The following is an 18,329-nucleotide window of genomic DNA, read 5'->3' as shown; positions in this document are numbered from 1 at the left end:
TTTTGATTATATTGGAACAGGAGGGATGGAGAGATGGCCAAGCTGCTTGAAGTGACCGGCCTTCGCACCGAATTCAAAACAGCCGCAGGTGTGATCAGGGCAGTGGATGGCGTGGATCTGGCGGTGGATAAAGGAGAAACCCTCGGGATCGTCGGCGAATCCGGCTGCGGCAAAAGCATCACATCCCTGTCCATTATGCAGCTTCTCCCGAAAGGGCTAGGAAAGGTGGCCGCCGGGGAGATTCGTCTGGAGGGTGAGAACATGCTCGCCTTTTCGGAGCGAAAAATGCGCCAAATCCGCGGCAACCGCATTGCCATGATCTTTCAGGAGCCGATGACCTCGCTTAATCCGGTATTCCGGGTGGGCAAGCAAATTGCCGAGGCCGTCAGATATCATCAGGGCGTAGGCAAGAAGGAAGCGATGTTGCGGGCGGTGGAAATGCTGACCAAGGTCGGAATTCCCCGCCCGGAGAAAGTCGCTGTCTCCTATCCGCATGAGCTGTCCGGCGGGATGCGGCAGCGGGTGATGATCGCGATGGCCATGATCTGCAACCCAAAGCTGCTCATTGCGGATGAGCCGACAACGGCGCTGGATGTGACCATCCAGGCGCAGATTCTGGATCTGATGAGAGAGCTGCAGCGGACGGAAGGCACGTCCATCCTGATGATCACGCATGATCTTGGCGTAGTTGCAGAAATGTGTGACCGGGTCGTCATCATGTACGCCGGTCAGGTCGTGGAGGAGACGGATGTGAAGACTCTTTTCAAAAATCCGAAGCACCCTTATACCAAAAGCCTGCTGGCATCCCTGCCGCAGCTCAACAGCGAGCAGGAACGGCTGGCCTCCATCCCCGGGCAGGTACCGAATCCGCTGGAAATGCCGGAAGGCTGCAGATTCGCGCCGCGCTGTCAATTTGCCCAGGACATCTGCCGTGCCAATGCGCCTGAGCTGGAAGAAGTGGAAGCAGGGCATAAATGCCGCTGTTTGCTGCAGCAGGAGGGATATCATGAGCACACTGCTTGAGGTTCGCAACTTGAAGAAGCATTATCCGATCAAAAAAGGCCTGTTTTCCAAACAGGTCGGAGCTGTCCGGGCCGTTGACGGCGTGACCTTGACGGTGCAGAAGGGAGAGACGTTGGCGATTGTAGGGGAATCCGGCTGCGGCAAATCCACGACCGGGCGGGCGATCCTCAGGCTGATTGAGCCTACGGACGGCGAGATTATCTTCAACGGCACGGACGTGCGCAGTCTGAATCTCGAGCAATTACGCAAATTCCGGACGGATATGCAAATGGTGTTCCAGGATCCGTTCGCTTCGCTTGATCCCAGATGGACGGTGCAGCAGGTGCTGGAGGAGCCTCTGATTACCCATGAAAATGTAAGCAAAACGGAGCTTAAGCAGCGGGTTGACCAGCTGCTGGAGGTTGTCGGGTTGTCGTCCTATCATGCCGGGCGGTATCCGCATGAATTTTCCGGAGGACAGCGCCAGCGGATCGGCATTGCAAGAGCACTCGCCCTGAATCCGAAATTCATCGTCTGCGATGAACCGGTATCCGCGCTGGACGTATCCATCCAGGCCCAGGTGCTGAACCTGATGAAGGATCTGCAGGAGCAGTACGACCTGACGTATATGTTCATCTCCCATGATCTTTCTGTCGTGAAATTCATCAGCGACCGGGTCGGCGTCATGTATCTTGGAAAACTGGTTGAGCTGGCGCCGACGAAGGAAATCTTTCAGGAGCCTTTGCATCCGTACACGAAGGCCCTGATGTCCGCCGTACCGGTTGCTGACCCGGAAGCGGACCTGCAGCGGATCGTCCTGAAGGGTGATGTGCCAAGCCCCGAGAACCCGCCAAAGGGCTGCGCGTTCCATAACCGCTGCCCGGCAGCCATGGACATTTGCAGCAAGATCCAGCCCGTGTTTGCCGAGGCGGCCCGCGGACGGCAGGTTGCGTGTCACTTGTATCCAACTTCCAAGCCGGAATAGAAGACAGAGCATATTACAATCGAAGAATCCTCATCAACTTAAGTGCTATTATCCCCTCACGGTAGACAGTGAAAAAAAGAGTTCATGTTACAATGAATTCAATACTGCAGATCGGAGGGGATTTTCTTACTGAAACGCAAGAGAACTTCCGCTTGCAGCCGCTGCGTGTAGCTCATGGCGGATTCTCCTTGTGTGAATGTGGGTGTAGGAACTTTCATTCTACACGAATCCGGCCATGGGCCCTTTGTTTATTTATTCACTCCTCCTTTGTATCTTCATTAATTTGAACAAAATATTTAGTATTCTCAATTTCTCGAATAAGAAAATTTACTATATAATATAGTAAATTAATTAGAAAGAGGATTTTAATAATGAAAGATTTTATCGACTACTCTTTTAACAAACAAAAAGGGAAGCCATTATCACAAGAGATTGCCCATTATATTATGAAAAAGATTTTCATGGGTGAATTTCCACAAGGATCACGTCTAACAGAAAATACAATTGCTGAAGAATTAGATGTAAGTAATATTCCTGTAAGGGAAGCTTTTTTTATTTTGGAAAACACAAAAATTATTGAAAGAATTCCACGAAAAGGTGTTCGCGTAAAATCTATTTCTGAAAAAGTAATGGAAGACTATACTCAAGCATTGACAGAGATCTTTAACATTGGTGTGAATTACTCAATCGGTAAGTGGTCGGACGAAAAATATCAAACATTAATGAATCGTTTTTCAATTGCTAGAAAGTTCTTGGAAGATAAAGAAATTATTGATTTTGCAATGCAGTGTGATTACACATGTCGTTATATTTTTGAAGTAGCAAACAACGAGGCTTTTTTAAACTTTTACACACAAATTACTTATATTACAAATGCATATTCACAAGTAAAATGGAAAAAGGAAGAGAATTTAAAAAATAGGGAGGATCTTTTATCTACTGCTGTTAATGCAATTATAAATGAACAATATGAAGAAGCTAAAATGTCATTAAGAGACCTATCACTTAAGACATTTTTTATATAAAATCAGCTACCAAAAGGTAGCTAGGCTGTCGAGAAAGTTTCAGCAGAATTTTCCATGAATTCACCCACAACATAAAGTGGTTTTATTATGTCTAAATATCACTACGTTGTGGTCAAATAAAAATAAAACAACAAAAAACCCCCTTTATTCAAAATCATACTTTAAAAAATGGGGGTTTTTCTGCAAGCTGAGCTACCTAAAGGTAGGTTTTTTAATTTTAGATAAGTCTTTTTTTATATTAAATTTATTCTTCTGAAGGAACAGCTGCAATATCACCTGCTTGTACAGTATATCCTCCATCGATTACTTGAGAAGTGCCTGTTGTAAATCCTGATTCATCACTAGCTAAATATACCATTAAATAAGAAACTTCTTCTGTTTTACCAACACGCTTTAAAGGTTGACCTTGCATTGCAGCGTGACGTAATTCATCTGTTGGGAATCCTTCTCGGAACATGTCTGTATCAATAGTTCCTGGATGTACTGCGTTAACACGTACATTAAATGGTGCGAATTCAATTGCGGCAGCACGCGTTAATGCAGTTACAGCCCCTTTTGCAGCTGTATAAGTTGATAGACCGCCGCTTGCATTAATTGCTGCAATGGACGACAAATTGATAATAGAACCAACACCTTCTTCTTTCATATATGGTAGAACATTACGCATACCGATGAAGACGCCCCATGTATCTACGTCCATTACCCGATTCCATTGTTCGTGTGTTAATTTATCAAAGGTTGCGCTTTCTAAAATACCAGCATTATTAATTAGTACATTTAATCTACCAAATTTTTCGTATGCTTTTTTAGTAACTTCTATCCAGTCATTTTCATCTGCTACATTTAGTTTATAAGCAACTGCTGAACCTGGGAATTCCTTATTTACCTCATCTACTACTTGCTGTACACCTTCATAATTATAATCTGTTGCTACAACTTTTGCTCCTTCACTTGCAAAGATACGGACATGCATTGCCCCCATACCTTTTGCAGCTCCTGTAATTAAAGCTACTTTATCTTGTAATCTTGAGCCTTTTGTCATGAAAATACCTCCTAAATCTTTTATTGGATTATATATAATATATAAATCTATACTGTTATTATATATTATATATATTTTTTTGTCACGAAATTGACATACTAATCAATAGAAATTTTGGTTGAACTACATAAAAAAGTATTAGTCACAAGCATGAGTATAACAATGGAATATTTCAGATTTAATTTCATATCAAAACAATTTGGTAAAAACTAAAGTGAAAAATAGAAAAACGCAGAGACCGTAACATCTCTACGTTTTCTAAGCGGAAAGCTTAAAGAAACTAATGAGGAGCTTGGAAAAAAACCAGACTCGTTTACAACAAAAAAACGAACTTTTAATATCTGAGAATGTCTCTTTGCAGGCAAAGTTGTCTGAAATGGAGGAAGTTACGCAATTTTATCGCAATAAAACCACTGACCTGGAAATCGAAAAGGATCATCTGAACGATCAAATATACAACCTTCAGGAAACACTTGAAAAGCAAATAGCAAATGAGCAGCTAAACATTCAAAATTATGAGGATAAAATAGAAAAGTTAATAGCTGGCGAACAACGGACAGTTCAAAGGTATGAAGCGGCTCTAAAGCAAATGAAGGAGGAAAAACCCTCTATCCATATATCTTTGAACGAAGCAGGAAAGATGCTGTTAGAGTATCTGAATCAAGGTACCATATCGAATATGAGCGGGTGGAATTCGAGCCCCGGCTGATCGTAAGAGAGTCCAGCGTGTCCATGAAGCAGTATTCTCGCAAGGATTCCTGAAGCTTCCAGCGTAGTAGAATACAGATATTTGCATAAAAAGACTATGCTATTAAAGTTTCAATCCGGCATAGTCTTTTTATCGTTAATCATGCAATCTGCCCCCGTTCTCCAGATCATAGACTATAAAAAATAGTTAATTTGCATCAATTAAGATATAAGTGAACTGTACTATAATTAAAGAATATTTGCCAAAAAGGACCAGTGGGACTTACACCGCTCATACCGGTTATTTGCATGGGGAGGACCGGATCAGCTAATGAGAAGGTATCTTTTACATGTTATTTGTACGGAGGATCGCCTGACGGCCACGGTGTATCAACAAAGCTAGACGTAATGCCGGTAATATTACTTCGCCAGGCATAAATAGAACGGTTTCTGGCGCGGCTATTATAATTTTTGCTGAGGAAAACGGGAGGAAGTGCGGATATACAGAGGATAGGACCCTTACTGTGTATTTGAAGTGGAAGGACGACGATTATTTTTGGAGGAGTGCATATGAGCCATTATCCTGTTGATATTGAAAAATTCCATAACACCCTGATGCAGTTAAAGGGAATTACGGAAGTCCAGAGCGGAGTTGAAAATTTGGAGCCCATCAGCGTGGAGCTGTTGGGGAGTTCAGGGTTCGCCCATCTTCCCCATGCAGCCTTGCTCCGCACGAACGGCGGCTTGGAGAATGAAGTGCTAATCCAATTTGAGCTCTGCACGGACTATTCGCTGGAAAGCATGCATTCTCTGGAGTTTCTTGCCTGGTTCGTGCGGGATTATGCGCGTGGCGGAACACGGATTCAGCTTCGCCCCTTTGCGCTTCCGCCCTCAACTCCTTTCGGCAGACAGATCGGAACAACACTGAAATTTCATATTGACCTTTTTGTGAATGGAATCGGGGAGAGCCTCGAACCGGCTTTTGAGGTGATACGCGGCCTTCAGCAATCGCTGCAGACCGCAATCAAGCTGTATGAAATCCCCCTGAAATAACCGGAGCAATTATATTTTCATTACATCACAGAAGGGTTGGGAAGCTCTTGATCTACATTGCTTTGCTGAGAGGAATCAATGTGGGTGGCAACAACAAGGTGGATATGAAGCTGCTCAAGCAAATGTTTGAAAAAGCAGGCATGAAGCATGTGACCACTTATATCAATTCGGGAAACATCATTTTTTCTAACGAAAGCATGAACCACCAGGAGTTGGCAGACAAACTGGAGCAGGGCATCTTCGCCGACTTTAGCCTCAATATCCGTGTCCTTATCCGTAATCTGCCGGAAATCAGGGAAGTTATGAAAGTCTTGCCTGAGGATTGGACGAATGATGCCCAAATGAAAGGTGATGTTCTTTTCCTGTGGGATGAGATTAACGACAGGTCGGTTCTCGACCAGATTCCGATAAATCCGGAGATCGACACGGTGCTGTTTGCTTCCGGGGCCATTTTGTATTCCGTCAGTAAAGCGAATGCCTCAAGGAGTGGATTGATCAAACTGGTGGGCACCAAGCTATATAAGCATATGACGGTCCGCAACGTGAATACGACCCGGAAGATTCACCAGTTGATGGAGACAGCAGCGGAGCAGGAAATTGCGGCTGATTAATAATGAAGCATGATAGGAGAGTCTGTAGTGTACAAATTAAAGGACAAAGGAAACTTCGAGACCCTGCCGGAGGAAGCTTTGCATATCTATGAAGGAAATATGCCGGCACTGCAAAGGCTGATTGCTGAGGGGTGGGATATACAGGCCCCGCTTCAACTTGGAAAGTATACAAATCTATTGCCGCTTGAAATCGCGCTGATTATGGACCAGCTCGACGCTGTAAAACTGCTCATAGAGCATGGAGCAGAATTGAATCAAGAGAAAAAGCCTGCTTTTCTTCTGGCTGTCAGGTATGGCAGTGAGGAAACGGTACGTTATGTACATCAGCAGGGGGCACGGGTGAATCTGCTGAACTCTGTCCAATCCAGCGCCTATCAGGAGGCCTATTACGGAAACGTTAAAAACATTCCGGTCATCCAAGAGCTCGGACTGGATATCCGCAAATATGGCGGTAAAACACTGCGTACCGCGGTTTCGGATCACAACCTGAAAATTGTGACTTATATGCTGGAGCATGGGGTTGACATCAACTTCAACGAACCGGACATGGTCTACCCTTACCGGGCCACGCCGCTGACCGTGGCGGTCAGAAATAACGATATGCAGATGGCAAGGTTTCTGATTGAGCATGGGGCGAATGTCACATTGGCCGAGCAGAACGGCGAGCGCCCGTACATTATTGCGGCTGCCAATCAGAATCACAAGCTGGCCGCATACCTGAAGTCGCTGGAGCCGCCTGAATTTCATGACCGTAGCAATAAGCTGTACGCACTGCAGAGCTATAAGCTTCCGCAAGAGCTGATCGATTTTCTAAGCGGTGACAATCTGCGTCTTATGCTCCCCAAAAATGAGTTTAAGATCAAATACATTGATTTTTTGAGCCTGACGGATACCGTCGAAATGAAGGTTGACCGCAAAAAGCTGCTGCGTCTGTCGGCCGGGGTGGATAATTACAGCCATATTCTGATCGTGTGGCACCCGGGCTCCAAGAAAATAGGATTCTACGATGAAGAACATCTGGAGTTTGCCCCTTTGGCGAAGTTTGCCGATTTTATGGCCGATCCGGTTGGCGTTTTGAGAGAACTTTTTTGAGACAGCTGCAGGTAATTGAGAGAGTTTCATGAAAAGGTGCTGACCAGAATTCGGCGAATATCTGGGCTGAATTTCATCTAAGCCAAAAGGTGTCAGCCTCGCCATCGTAAAGCTTCTCTTTCAATGCTTCAGCGGATACCTCCTCCAGATCGAAATCGCCGTCATGGTCTCCATCCTCAAGCAGCTTGTAATAGCCTCGTCCGTTATTTTAATTACACCCATAGCATGGAAAAAGGCTTCCCCCAAGCGGAAAGCTTCGGTCGGGCTGATCGACTCGGTCTGATAAAGCGCTGCGCCTGTATACATATCTGCCTGTCCCCCGTTTTTTTATAGTTGGCATCAATGTATCATGCAAAAATAACCAGCGTCAATTGACCCTGCCGCTCATTTTTGTTATGGCCGACTAAGCCTTTAAGCTCTTTTAACAACCTTATCAGGCTACTAGAATAAAAGAATACCAAGTGAACGTAACTAACTGACCAGACAAGGGGATAGATCATTGAATAAAGCTGTCGAAGCTTTTCTGGCCGATGTGTGGGCGGAAGTCACCGCGATTTACGCCAAGGAAAGCCAAAGAATCCATGAGCTGAACAAGCAAAGCAGACTGCAGGCAGGCATTCACAATTACCTCCAGGTGGCGTGGAGAAAAGGAAAATTCAACTGGGCTCAAGGCAGCATCCATATCGATGTTTACGAACCGTTCTCCTGGAGTGACAGCTCGTACAAAATCGAAGCGGGTTCTTATATAGAAGAACTGACAGACGAGCTTCTGATTCAGGAGTTTTTCCCTGCATTATGGGGCCGGATGGATGCCCTGTTCCGTTCGGAGGGGCTCGGCCCCCGTTTTTTTGATTACCGCTTTGAAATCTTATTTGTATTTGAACGGGAGCAATCTGAATTGCGGCTCAGCCACCACATGGTGAATGAATCGAAGCTTGCGGAGCTCAAAGAATCGCTGGATCATTTTATTCAGACGAAAATTCTATCCGACCCTCCCGTGCTGCCAAGCGAAAATGATATGTTTTTCTTTGCACGGCATTTGACGAATCCGGATGTTATAAAGCAGGATGAAAAAGCAGTGGGGCCACTGATTCGCCGGCTTACGGACAAGCTTCGCAGCAACCGTAAACGATTGGACGAGTGGACAGGCCATTATACCTCGGCTTTGAACGATTGGGCGCAGGAGCATTTTCTGAATCAACATTTTGTTCGTCCTGATGATTACTCGACAAATTGGGTGTTGAAGGCGGAATCTGGACGCCAGGCCCCGGACCCGGGGGAAATGGACTTTTTTCTCTTTGCAGCTCTGGAGATCGGCGGAAGGGAGCCGCATACGAGGCAGAAGTATCTGGAGCTCGCCGCCCAGCTCGGTTCCGGGAAAGCGGCAAATTACTTGCAGGCCGGAAGCGGGGAATTTGAAAGTACTTATAAAGGAAGCTGGATGGAAGGCAGAAATAACGATGTGACACAGACGATAGAAATTCGCATTCTGTCCGAAGAGGAGCAGGCTTATGGGGAAGCGCTGGACTATCTGATCGGCCTTTTGAGAGAAGGGTTTCCCAAAGGATACAAGCTGCAGCTGAAAAGCGGACAAAAGCATTTTCTCCCGTTGAAAAAGCTCGCCAAGTCGAAGCTTCATCAGTTTTTTGGTAACGCATTGCAATATCCGGCCCTGTTCCCCAAGCTTGCCGAATACGCCGAAACGGCGATGGAGGAATTTTCCTGGTACGGGGATGTGGAGCCTAGTGAAAAATCCGTCATGCCCGGCACCTACGCCGTATTTGGTCTCGGCCTGTACAGTGAGTCTTATTTCCCGCTGGTATGCCGCTATATGGAACTGGTGGATACCGAGCATCAGTTGGTGCAGGACAGCTATGCGGAAGCATTTGTTGAGGCGCATGGCGTCAAGGCGGAGCAAGTGCCTGTGCTGGTGGAGATTTTGCTGGGAGGCAACGAGGAGGCTAGACCTGTTAAGAATATAGCCATTGACCGCCCCGAGCTTGCCGATGCGCTTGTACGGGTGTTGCAGGATAAAAAGGATTATGAGCGGGAGCTGGTACTGTGCCGGATTTTCGGCAGTGCCCAAAAGCTCGCCAAAGCGGCCAAAAAAGAACAACCTCCACTCAAAGACAGGCTTGAACAGCTTTTATCACTATTAACATGAAAAAGTTTGAGCCCAAGATTGCGGTTTCATATTTTTATATCGAATCATCATTTTATTACATTTCGATCGGATTGTAATCGCTTTACAATTAGCTATATCGGCCAATGTGACCTGGCCCGCAAAATTTTAAAGCGAGAAGGAGCAAACGATCATGTCCAAAAAATATGCCCCGTTTCATCCGGCGGTGACAGGCCTGCTGCACGGAGGGGACTATAACCCGGATCAATGGCTTGATTACCCCGAAATTATTCAGGAGGATTACCGGCTGATGAAGCTGGCGAACTGCAACGCTTTTACGCTGAACATATTCGGCTGGAGCGCGATCGAGCCGGAGGAAGGCAGATATGAGTTTGGCTGGCTGGACCGGATTATGGATGACCTGGCGGCAAGAAATATGAAGGTAATTCTGGCAACTCCGAGCGGCGCCAGACCTGCCTGGATGTCCGCCAAGTACCCGGAGGTGCTGCGGGTGGAGGGCAACCGGCAGCGCAATCTGCACGGGTTGCGCCATAATCACTGTTTTACTTCTCCCGTTTACCGCGAGAAAACAAGGGAGATCAATACAAAGCTCGCCGAGCGGTACAAGGATCATCCTGCACTGATTTTATGGCATATTTCCAATGAATTCGGCGGAGAGTGCCACTGCGACTTGTGTCAGGAGGCCTTCCGCGAATGGCTGAAGCAGAAATATGGAACGCTCGACAAGCTGAACCATGCCTGGTGGACCGGCTTCTGGAGCCACAGATTCTCCGCTTGGGAGCAGATCGAATCCCCGGCTCCGCACGGCGAGAATCAGGTGCATGGCCATAATCTGGATTGGCAGCGTTTTGTAACGGATCAGACGATTGACTTTTACCGTAACGAAATCGCCCCGCTGCGTGAGATTACGCCGGATATCCCGGTGACGACCAACTTTATGGGCAATTATCCCCATATGGGCCCGTTCCTTGGCCTTAACTATGCCAAGTTCGGCAAGGAAGTGGACGTCGTATCCTGGGATAGCTATCCGGCCTGGCACAGTGATTTTCAGCAAACTGCCGATCTGGCGGCAGACGTCGCCTTTGTGCATGATATTTACCGCTCCATGAAAGGCGGACAGCCGTTCCTTGTCATGGAAAATACGCCATCCCTGGTGAACTGGCATAATGTGAATAAATTGAAGCGGCCGGGAATGCATGCTTTATCGGCTGTGCAGTCCCTGGCTCACGGCGCCGACTCCATCCTGTATTTTCAGTGGCGGAAAGGCAGGGGCGCTTCGGAAAAATTCCACGGAGCGGTGGTGGACCACAGCGGGCACGAGCATACACGTGTATTCCGGGAAGTGGCCGAGGTGGGCGATATTTTGCAGAAGTTCGGAGAAATCCGCGGGACTTCGGTAGAGCCTGAGGTAGCTTTGATTTATGACTGGGAAAATCAATGGGCGATGGATGACGCGCAGGCGCTCAAGCCGAGGGAGAAGGGCTATATTGCCACCTGTCAGGCCCATTACAGAGCATTCTGGAAACGCGGCATTCCGGTGGATATCGTCGACATGGACAGGAATTTTTCCGGATATAAGCTGATCATCGCCCCAATGCTTTATATGGTTCGTCCAGGAGTAGCGGAAAGACTGGAGCAATTTGTGCAGCAGGGAGGAACGCTCGTTGTCACCTATTGGAGCGGCATTGTGGATGAAAATGATCTGACCTTCCTGGGCGGGTTCCCGGGGCCCCTGCGCAAGCTGCTTGGTATCTGGGCAGAGGAAATTGATACGCTGTATGATGCGGACCGGAACAGCATCCGCTTCAATCAGAACCGGCTTGGGTTGGAAGGAGCCTATGAGACCAGCGAATACTGCGAGGTGATCCATGCCGAAACCGCCGAGGTGCTGGCCGAGTATGAGCAGGACTATTACAAGGGATCTCCTGCGCTGACGGTCAATCCATTCGGGAAGGGCGTGGCTTATTATATTGCTTCACGGAATGAGGCGTGCTTCCATGATGAATTCTATGGCAAGCTGGTGGGACAGCTCGGGATCGGGCAGGCTCTGGATATGGAGGTTCCGGAAGGAATCAGTGTGCAGCAGCGTTCCGACGGAGAGCATGATTATATCTTCATTATGAATTTTGCGGACAGCGCCCATCAGGTAAAGCTGCCTGATGGCCAATTCAAGGACCTGCTGGATCAAACTGAGCGCACAGGTGAGCTCGAACTGCCTGCTTACGGATATGCGGTTTTAAAGCGGGATGCAATCCGGTAAAATAGAATAAGCCTGAACTGTAAGCCTGTTCCATAGTGAACAGGCTTTTCGGTATGATGAGGAGGGGGCAGGAGCGGCCTTGAAGAAGATCAGATACACATTTTCCGGACAGGAGAAGCCTCTGCCCTTGTTTGTGGAGAGCATTGGCTACAATCCACAGGAAGAGGATTTTGCACGACCTGAAGGATATCCTTATTTTCACTGGCTGCAGACCGTCGAGGGAGAGGGGGTATTCTCCTTTTCCGGCGAGGAGTACACCCTTGGCAAAGGCGCGGGCATTCTGCTGATGCCTTTTACGGAGCATTCCTATTACAGCATGGGAGATGCGTGGTCAACGCTGTATGTTACGTTCGGCGGAGCCTCGGCCGACAGTATTTTGAATGCGCTTGAGATTGGGGCGTCGAAGGTATATACCGAGTCGGAGGAGTTTCCATTTTCCGAGCTCATATGGCGTATGCTGAAAAAGATCGGCAAAGGCGCGGAGTTTTCCAGACTGGATGCATCCGAGGAGCTGTACCGGTTTTTAATTATGCTGAAAAAGTATGGTAAAACGGAAAACCAGCCGTCCCTATCACATTATTATGACCGGATCAGGCCGGTTGTGGAGTGGCTTGAGAGCGAGTATGCGGAGAATATCGGGCTGCAGGAGATGTCCCGGCAAGCAGGCGTGAGCCCGCAGCATCTCAGCCATTTGTTCCGTGAGACCTTTAACATGAGTCCATATGCCTTTCTGATTCAGCTGCGTATCCGTGAGGCCAAAAAGCTGCTGGTCGCAAGGCCCGAGCTGCCGCTCAAGGAGGTTGCGAGCAAGGTGGGCTTCCAAGATGTGAGCCATTTTGTGGCGACGTTCAAGAAAATCGAGCAGATTACGCCGAGCAAGTACCGCGGCTTGTTTAATTAGCAGGCATGATGGGAATATACTGAGCCATGAAAATGACCTGCAAAAACCGATTCGTATCGAATGGGCTTCTGCAGGCCGTTTTGCTTGTCCATTTTTTGTGAAATTTCAGTCCGTATACAATGCTCTTTTCATCTGCACGATTTTGGTGCTGGCGATATGATTGCATTTTGGCACATACCGCTTCAGGAAAGGAACGACATCCTCCTGATAATCCCCAACCTTTTTGCCCGGGCTTTGCTCGGGGATATTGAGGATAAAGCGGGCCAGCACCCGGGCCTCCAGCGTCCAATTGGCGTGGTTGCGCACAGGCTTGTCGATGGAGACGATCTGCTCTGTAATAATTTCGTTCTGCAAATGCAGCAGCTCATTTTCTATATATTGTTCATATTCCTCTTCGTGAGGCACTCTTATCAAGCATTCTGCGTAGGTGATGACTTCAATCACGGCTAACCGTCCCCCTGTGTCTGATTCCCTTCTATTATACAATAGCTGAGGTGAAATGTTTAAAGGGCCGTGATCTTGCTTTACTTTCTCTCCATAAGATTGGATAATGGTCATTTGAAGGAGAGTGTAACTAATGTCCGAAAACTGTCTCCCTACTGGCGTGAAGCTAAAAGATACCGGTTTTGGATATACGTTGTCCTTAATCGGCGGCAAATATAAAATGATCATTATGTACTGGTTGTATGAAAATAAAGTGATGCGGTTTAATGAATTGCAGCGGAGCATCGGCATCATTTCCTTTAAAACGCTAAGCATGATGCTAAAAGAAATGGAGGCAGACGGCCTGATCGTACGCAGGGAATTTCCGCAGGTGCCTCCAAAGGTTGAATATTCATTGTCCGAACGTGGTCTTTCTCTCATGCCGGTGTTGAACATGATGTGCGACTGGGGAGAGGAGAACATGCCGGTTACAGATTGTCGATAAAATTTAAATAAGCTTGTGCGCTTTTGTCCAATTTGCTTGCAGGCGCTTCATTTTCTGCGTCAGGCGCGTTCTCGCCAGGATCACCTTCTGTACCATAAAACGCAAAAAACGAACGGTAATCCGCATCACAGTATCGGAAGGTAGTCTCAAAAGGGGATAGCAGCTGCTCAAGGGTATAGCGGTACGGCCCCGCTTCACTATAATTTTCTTTTTTGGCGCCAGCAGATACGGCTAAAGCCGTTTTGCGGTTCTTTAGTTTATCGCCTCCATTCGAACCATAAGCCCAGCCATACGTAAAGACATCGTCAAGCCATTTTTTTAAGAGGGGCGGGCAGTTGAACCAGTAGACAGGGAACTGCAAAACAAGATTGCCATGTGATTCAATGAGTTGCTGTTCTTGTTCCACATCAATGTTTCCGTCAGGGTAAGCCTTATACAATTCGTGTACAGTATACTTTTCCGGGTATTTGTGGAGCTCTTCCACCCAGCGCTTGTTAATGACGGATTCTTCCATGCTTGGATGAGTTACAACAACAAGAGTTTTCATCGATTTGTCCTCCTTGAATTTGATGTATGTCATGAGTATAAAAGGCTGATCGCAATGATGTAAGTATGCACTTTTAGTTCAGCTACTTTCCTAAAGGTAAGTGTTGACAGAAAGGGATTGGCTCATAAGTAAAAGCCCGCGATTGACGCGGGCTTCGCTTTTGTTCTTGTCCGGCAATGGGTGAGTTTCTATTCCGGTTACTGAATTGGCTAATCGGCCAAATTCTCCAGAGCCTTGATCACTCCCGCTTTGGCCTGTTCCGTGAAGCGGAGCTGGCCGTTTTCCTGTACAATCCGCCCTTCACGCTTGCGCTGGTCCAGCCAGTCGGTAATCCAGCTTGGAGCATAGCCGTCTTGGCCGAATTCGCCGCCGAATGCAATCATTTTCGGATAGACATCCAGGTACTGCTGACGGCTGGTATCCGGATAACACTTCGTGTACAGCCAAAACTGCACATCATACATCAGATACGACCGTTCGTCTGCATGAAAGGAAAAATGGCCTTTTTCTTCGACGATGCGGGTACAGATTTTGCGGATTTTTTGTTCAATCTGTTCCACTTCCGTGACTTGGGCACACAACTCCGCGAGCAGGGGGGAGAACTTTCCATGGGCTACTTTGTATAGATCAGCTTCCTTGTCTTCCGCGGAGGTGTCGTATTCCTCTTCATTCACCAGGCCCCTGATAAACTCCTCAAAGTTTTCGGCCAGAAAGGTGATTTCATAATCGCCCTCCTGATCCACATGTATGACCTCCGGTTCACCGTCCGGGCCGCATGCCCGGTAGTCCAGCATCACCACGTCATGGCCTGCCGAAGGACAGTCGCAGATGACAACCCCAATGTCGGGATAACCCCATTCTTCAATCATAAAACGGCTGCCAAGGTCCCCGCAGAGCGAGTAGCTTTTCTCCCGTCCAATGCTCAGAATTCCTGTGATGGCAATATGATCTTCTGCCCAGGAGGTCGCTACTTCTGTCGGAAAGCAGGTGTTCTTCGGAATCCCGCCGTTCTGCTGTTTCATTAAAGCAATATACGAGGCGGGCAGCTTATACCCCAGCTCTTCCTCGACGGATACGATCAGTTCATCTGTGGGCGGCTCGGAGATATAGGACTTCCTGGCATACTCGCTGTCCTCCCAGAAATCCGAAAGTGACATTCCTGCAAAAGGAGCATAGTTCGCGGCCGAATCGTAAGAGTCTGATGCCGCTGCCCGCTTGGCTGCCAAGCGCTGCTCCTGTCTGCGCTGCTTCTCCGCTTTTTGCCGACTCCATTTTAACAGCAGAACGGTATCTTCGTCGCCAGGCTCAAGGCTGTCTGCAATGTCGAATGCACGCGCCGCTTCTTCATACCTTTTCAAATAATAAAGAGCAAAGCCAACCCGGTAATGCCAGTTGGGATCTTTCTCGCCTTCTTCAGAGGTTCTGTCGAATTGCTCAAGCGCCTCATCGTAAAGTCCCAGGTTGTTATAAGCTCTGGCCAACCGGCTGATCGTCTCATAATCCCGGTCGTTCTCGGGAATCGCCAGCACGGTGTCCACAATCCGCTGATGCTCGTCCTCCTCATGCCATTGAGTCAATTGCTCGATAAGTTGTTGGTCCATAGCTGCCCCCGTAATGTCAGAATGATCTGAGAGATTAGTAGTTATCCTGATTATACCAAATGGAGGGCGTATGAAAACGATAATAGGAATATTGGCGGAAGCTCAGACTCTTCAGAGCCGGCTCCAGTTCAGATCAGCCGGCCGTACAGGCCGCGTGGATGCAGCCCCAGGTCGTTCCACTCCAAAGCCAAGCTCTAGCACAGCCGTAATTTTTTCCTTCCCCGTTACGCCAAGCTTCCGGCATGCTACGCTGTCATACATCCATTCACGGAAAATGACGTTCACGCCCAGTCCCCGCTCGTAGGCGAGCAACTGAAAGTTTTGCACAAGACAAAACACGGCGGCTGTATTTTCATTGTGCTTATACGGGTCGCTGTCGTTCTGACTGGCGATGATCAAATGCGCCCCCGCTTCATGACTGAGCCATTCTATTTTCTCCGTTTCAACACGTGGGACAAAAATAAACCGCCACGGCTCCCTGAGTCTGTGGTTGGGGGCCCATATGGCGTGGTTGAGCAACTCCAGCACTAGCTTTTGTAACACCGGACGATGTTCCGGCTCAAGTCTGCTCAGCTCTGCAATGGTGCGATCCAACAATTTCACCTTGTAATAATCCTCCTTAAAGTTTGGTGTGTGACAGAATTATGATCCGCCGATGACCGTCCATCGCTGCTCGGCAGGTGTTCGCGACCGCCCTTTGGGAGCCTTGTCAAAATGTCCGAGCAGCATAATGCCCACAAACCGCTCATCCTCCTGCAGGCCGATGTTTCCGAAAAATAATTCGTTTTGAATAAACGGCTCAGTTCTCCAGGTCATTCCCAACCCCTGCTCCCATGCGAGCAGCTGGAAATTTTGTAGAATACGGCATACCGTTCCGTAGGTTGCGTCATGCTTTAGCGGCACTGCTTCCCTTTTGGCAAGGACAATAATATAGGCGGGCACCTCACTAAAGAGTTTTTGATAGGGCTTGAGCAGCGGCCCCAGCGCAAATTTGGCAATTTTATTGTCAGTGATCTTTTCCAATAAATAGCCCGTAAGCCGCTCCCTTTCTTCGGGGGAGCCAGCATAAATATAGCGCCAGCGTGCTTTGCCGTCATAAGGGCACAACTGCTCTGCCTTCTTTAAAAGCTGTATCACCAAATCCTGTGGAACAGGGCTGGTGTTGAATTTTCGAATCGTTCTCCGTTCCCGGATTAATTGCTCAAGACTCATAGGCTGATCCTCCTTCTGAGCACTATACTATTGATAACCATTCTCAGCGTCAACGCGAAACGGGAAAGTGCCATAAGAAGTCCGGTTTTTTCGTTGCCTTGTCCTGAAATAAGCAAAAAACCGCCCTTTCGCATCGGAAGCCGTATGCGAAAGGGCAGTTTGATGAGAAGGGGCCGATCTGATACCTCATCCCTTACTCTACCTTCAATGCGAAGAGGCGGTTACGTGTGTCAGTCCTGTCTGCGAAAGGCGGTCGGAGACATGCCTACATTTTTTTTGAAAAAACGTCCAAAGTAGGAAGGGTCGCGGAAGCCCAGATGGTGCGCAATTTCATCAACTGTCGAGGAAGAGTACCGCAGCATGCGCTTAGCTTCGAGAAGCTGGCGCTCGCGTAGCGCTTCGCCTGCCGATTTACCTAATGTTTTTTTGACCGATTCAACCAGATGGCTGGTGGTGACATGAAGCATGGACGCATATTCCGACACACTGTTCACGGAGCGAAAATGGGACTCCACGAGGGCCAGATACTGCTTGGTCAGCCTGAAGCCTGCTTCTTCGCGGTGGTCTTGCTGCCACTGGTCATGAATTCGTCCCGCTTCAATCAACAATAACCGGATATAGCTGCGGACGGCATCTGTCTGGTCTTTGCGCTCCTCTTCCAGTTCCCGTTCCAGCAGGCGAAACAGCTCGTTGAATACAGAAGCATGATCAGGGCTTAAATTATAGAACGGATTATCACCCATCAAATCCAATAGAGATGTTTGCAACCAGCTTGCATTATCCAGTTGGTGTCCAGCAAGGAGGTCTTTGGAGAAAATGAGCAGATAACCGTCGAACGCCATGTTGGGTTCTTTGCCGCTCCACCCGTGAATTTGACCTGGGGCAATAAGACTCATGATGTTAGGAGAAAAGCTGTAGCTCTGAAAATCAATTTGAACTTTGCCGTGTCCTTCCGTAACCCAGAATAATTCAAAACAGTCATGACGGTGTAAGTTGTAGACCTCAAGCTCAACGCCAGGCATCTCCTGATTGAACCGCAGCAGCCGGAAGTTGTCGGTCCCCAGCGAAGGGGCGGGAATGACGGGAATGTTTTTGTTTTTGCCTGCGGTTCGCACGGGTGTATCCTCCCTTTTTGCATACTTCTGTGGTGGCTTTTTCGCTCTGTCTTGGGCTCTAGTATATCATAGTGGTTTTGAGGTCAGCTATGGACACACTGAATCATCGAAATGTCGAAGGTGAC

General features: G+C 47.9%; 19 protein-coding genes. 11 read left to right on the top strand and 8 right to left on the bottom strand.

The window, feature by feature from the left end; all coding sequences use genetic code 11:
* Positions 1–33: 33 nt before the first annotated feature.
* The 3 genes from ACE41H_RS13270 to ACE41H_RS13260 all read left to right on the top strand — a co-directional run bounded on the left by ACE41H_RS13270 (position 34) and on the right by ACE41H_RS13260 (position 3,012).
* Positions 34–1,023: an ABC transporter ATP-binding protein gene (locus ACE41H_RS13270; RefSeq protein WP_375355749.1), complete on the top strand. Its 990-nt coding sequence runs from the start codon at positions 34–36 to the stop codon at positions 1,021–1,023.
* Positions 1,007–1,987 carry an ABC transporter ATP-binding protein gene (locus ACE41H_RS13265; RefSeq protein WP_375355748.1) on the top strand — a complete coding sequence of 327 codons (981 nt, stop codon included), beginning with the start codon at positions 1,007–1,009 and terminating at the stop codon, positions 1,985–1,987. The genes ACE41H_RS13270 and ACE41H_RS13265 overlap by 17 nt, the downstream gene beginning before the upstream one ends.
* A gap of 371 nt (positions 1,988–2,358) precedes the next feature.
* On the top strand, positions 2,359–3,012 hold the full coding sequence (locus ACE41H_RS13260; RefSeq protein WP_375355747.1) for a GntR family transcriptional regulator: 654 nt from the start codon (positions 2,359–2,361) through the stop codon (positions 3,010–3,012).
* Between the two features lie 244 nt (positions 3,013–3,256).
* Here the strand turns inward: ACE41H_RS13260 and ACE41H_RS13255 are convergent, their stop codons facing one another.
* A complete protein-coding gene (locus tag ACE41H_RS13255; protein ID WP_375355746.1) occupies positions 3,257–4,054 on the bottom strand; it encodes an SDR family NAD(P)-dependent oxidoreductase in 798 nt (265 codons plus the stop codon).
* Positions 4,055–4,346: 292 nt separating this feature from the next.
* Here ACE41H_RS13255 and ACE41H_RS13250 point away from each other — a divergent pair, with 292 nt between their 5' ends.
* The 4 genes from ACE41H_RS13250 (at position 4,347) to ACE41H_RS13235 (ending at position 7,497) form a co-directional block, all read left to right on the top strand.
* Positions 4,347–4,763: a hypothetical protein gene (locus tag ACE41H_RS13250; protein WP_375355745.1), complete on the top strand. Its 417-nt coding sequence runs from the start codon at positions 4,347–4,349 to the stop codon at positions 4,761–4,763.
* A gap of 548 nt (positions 4,764–5,311) precedes the next feature.
* Entirely contained in the window at positions 5,312–5,794 is a 483-nt protein-coding gene (locus ACE41H_RS13245) for a hypothetical protein (RefSeq protein ID WP_375355744.1), read from the top strand.
* Positions 5,795–5,841: 47 nt separating this feature from the next.
* Positions 5,842–6,405 (top strand): DUF1697 domain-containing protein, encoded by a 564-nt coding sequence (locus ACE41H_RS13240; protein ID WP_375355743.1) that lies wholly within the window; start codon positions 5,842–5,844, stop codon positions 6,403–6,405.
* A 27-nt stretch (positions 6,406–6,432) separates the two neighbouring features.
* A complete protein-coding gene (locus ACE41H_RS13235) occupies positions 6,433–7,497 on the top strand; it encodes an ankyrin repeat domain-containing protein (RefSeq protein WP_375355742.1) in 1,065 nt (354 codons plus the stop codon).
* Between the two features lie 120 nt (positions 7,498–7,617).
* Here the strand turns inward: ACE41H_RS13235 and ACE41H_RS13230 are convergent, their stop codons facing one another.
* Positions 7,618–7,803: a hypothetical protein gene (locus ACE41H_RS13230; RefSeq protein ID WP_375355741.1), complete on the bottom strand. Its 186-nt coding sequence runs from the start codon at positions 7,801–7,803 to the stop codon at positions 7,618–7,620.
* A gap of 193 nt (positions 7,804–7,996) precedes the next feature.
* On the opposite strand from ACE41H_RS13230, the gene ACE41H_RS13225 reads away from it, so the two are divergent.
* From ACE41H_RS13225 to ACE41H_RS13215, 3 genes are all read left to right on the top strand, one after another.
* Positions 7,997–9,661: a DUF6138 family protein gene (locus tag ACE41H_RS13225; protein ID WP_375355740.1), complete on the top strand. Its 1,665-nt coding sequence runs from the start codon at positions 7,997–7,999 to the stop codon at positions 9,659–9,661.
* Positions 9,662–9,812: 151 nt separating this feature from the next.
* On the top strand, positions 9,813–11,900 hold the full coding sequence (locus ACE41H_RS13220) for a beta-galactosidase (RefSeq protein WP_375355739.1): 2,088 nt from the start codon (positions 9,813–9,815) through the stop codon (positions 11,898–11,900).
* Between the two features lie 79 nt (positions 11,901–11,979).
* Complete coding sequence (locus tag ACE41H_RS13215) at positions 11,980–12,801, top strand: AraC family transcriptional regulator (RefSeq protein WP_375355738.1); 822 nt, start codon at positions 11,980–11,982, stop codon at positions 12,799–12,801.
* Between the two features lie 105 nt (positions 12,802–12,906).
* On the opposite strand, the gene ACE41H_RS13210 is transcribed toward ACE41H_RS13215, so the two are convergent.
* Positions 12,907–13,245, bottom strand: a complete 339-nt coding sequence (locus tag ACE41H_RS13210; protein WP_375355737.1) for a hypothetical protein — start codon at positions 13,243–13,245, stop codon at positions 12,907–12,909.
* 133 nt (positions 13,246–13,378) lie between these two features.
* Here ACE41H_RS13210 and ACE41H_RS13205 point away from each other — a divergent pair, with 133 nt between their 5' ends.
* A complete protein-coding gene (locus tag ACE41H_RS13205; RefSeq protein WP_375355736.1) occupies positions 13,379–13,729 on the top strand; it encodes a winged helix-turn-helix transcriptional regulator in 351 nt (116 codons plus the stop codon).
* On the opposite strand, the gene ACE41H_RS13200 is transcribed toward ACE41H_RS13205, so the two are convergent.
* The 5 genes from ACE41H_RS13200 to ACE41H_RS13180 form a co-directional block, all read right to left on the bottom strand.
* Positions 13,713–14,276 (bottom strand): NAD(P)H-dependent oxidoreductase, encoded by a 564-nt coding sequence (locus tag ACE41H_RS13200; RefSeq protein ID WP_375355735.1) that lies wholly within the window; start codon positions 14,274–14,276, stop codon positions 13,713–13,715. The genes ACE41H_RS13205 and ACE41H_RS13200 overlap by 17 nt on opposite strands.
* 209 nt (positions 14,277–14,485) lie before the next feature.
* The gene (locus tag ACE41H_RS13195; protein ID WP_375355734.1) at positions 14,486–15,877 is read right to left on the bottom strand and encodes an SMI1/KNR4 family protein; all 1,392 of its coding nucleotides are present in this window, start codon (positions 15,875–15,877) and stop codon (positions 14,486–14,488) included.
* A gap of 111 nt (positions 15,878–15,988) precedes the next feature.
* Positions 15,989–16,480 carry a nitroreductase family protein gene (locus ACE41H_RS13190; RefSeq protein ID WP_375355733.1) on the bottom strand — a complete coding sequence of 164 codons (492 nt, stop codon included), beginning with the start codon at positions 16,478–16,480 and terminating at the stop codon, positions 15,989–15,991.
* A gap of 39 nt (positions 16,481–16,519) precedes the next feature.
* Positions 16,520–17,089 carry a nitroreductase family protein gene (locus tag ACE41H_RS13185; protein ID WP_375355732.1) on the bottom strand — a complete coding sequence of 190 codons (570 nt, stop codon included), beginning with the start codon at positions 17,087–17,089 and terminating at the stop codon, positions 16,520–16,522.
* A 230-nt stretch (positions 17,090–17,319) separates the two neighbouring features.
* A complete protein-coding gene (locus tag ACE41H_RS13180) occupies positions 17,320–18,204 on the bottom strand; it encodes a helix-turn-helix domain-containing protein (RefSeq protein WP_375355731.1) in 885 nt (294 codons plus the stop codon).
* Positions 18,205–18,329: the final 125 nt, after the last annotated feature.

Origin of the sequence: Paenibacillus enshidis (assembly GCF_042136365.1) — a bacterium.
Classification (GTDB): domain Bacteria; phylum Bacillota; class Bacilli; order Paenibacillales; family Paenibacillaceae; genus Paenibacillus; species Paenibacillus enshidis.
Note: the sequence above shows the minus strand (reverse complement) of the source record. Positions and strands in the feature narration are given on the sequence as shown.

Coding starts and splice junctions, on each gene's coding strand:
- ACE41H_RS13195 (WP_375355734.1), bottom strand. CDS start 15,877: ATGGACCAACAACTTATCGAGCAATTGACTCAATGGCATGAGGAGGAC.
- ACE41H_RS13270 (WP_375355749.1), top strand. CDS start 34: ATGGCCAAGCTGCTTGAAGTGACCGGCCTTCGCACCGAATTCAAAACA.
- ACE41H_RS13255 (WP_375355746.1), bottom strand. CDS start 4,054: ATGACAAAAGGCTCAAGATTACAAGATAAAGTAGCTTTAATTACAGGA.
- ACE41H_RS13265 (WP_375355748.1), top strand. CDS start 1,007: ATGAGCACACTGCTTGAGGTTCGCAACTTGAAGAAGCATTATCCGATC.
- ACE41H_RS13230 (WP_375355741.1), bottom strand. CDS start 7,803: ATGTATACAGGCGCAGCGCTTTATCAGACCGAGTCGATCAGCCCGACC.
- ACE41H_RS13200 (WP_375355735.1), bottom strand. CDS start 14,276: ATGAAAACTCTTGTTGTTGTAACTCATCCAAGCATGGAAGAATCCGTC.
- ACE41H_RS13185 (WP_375355732.1), bottom strand. CDS start 17,089: ATGAGTCTTGAGCAATTAATCCGGGAACGGAGAACGATTCGAAAATTC.
- ACE41H_RS13220 (WP_375355739.1), top strand. CDS start 9,813: ATGTCCAAAAAATATGCCCCGTTTCATCCGGCGGTGACAGGCCTGCTG.
- ACE41H_RS13260 (WP_375355747.1), top strand. CDS start 2,359: ATGAAAGATTTTATCGACTACTCTTTTAACAAACAAAAAGGGAAGCCA.
- ACE41H_RS13245 (WP_375355744.1), top strand. CDS start 5,312: ATGAGCCATTATCCTGTTGATATTGAAAAATTCCATAACACCCTGATG.
- ACE41H_RS13205 (WP_375355736.1), top strand. CDS start 13,379: ATGTCCGAAAACTGTCTCCCTACTGGCGTGAAGCTAAAAGATACCGGT.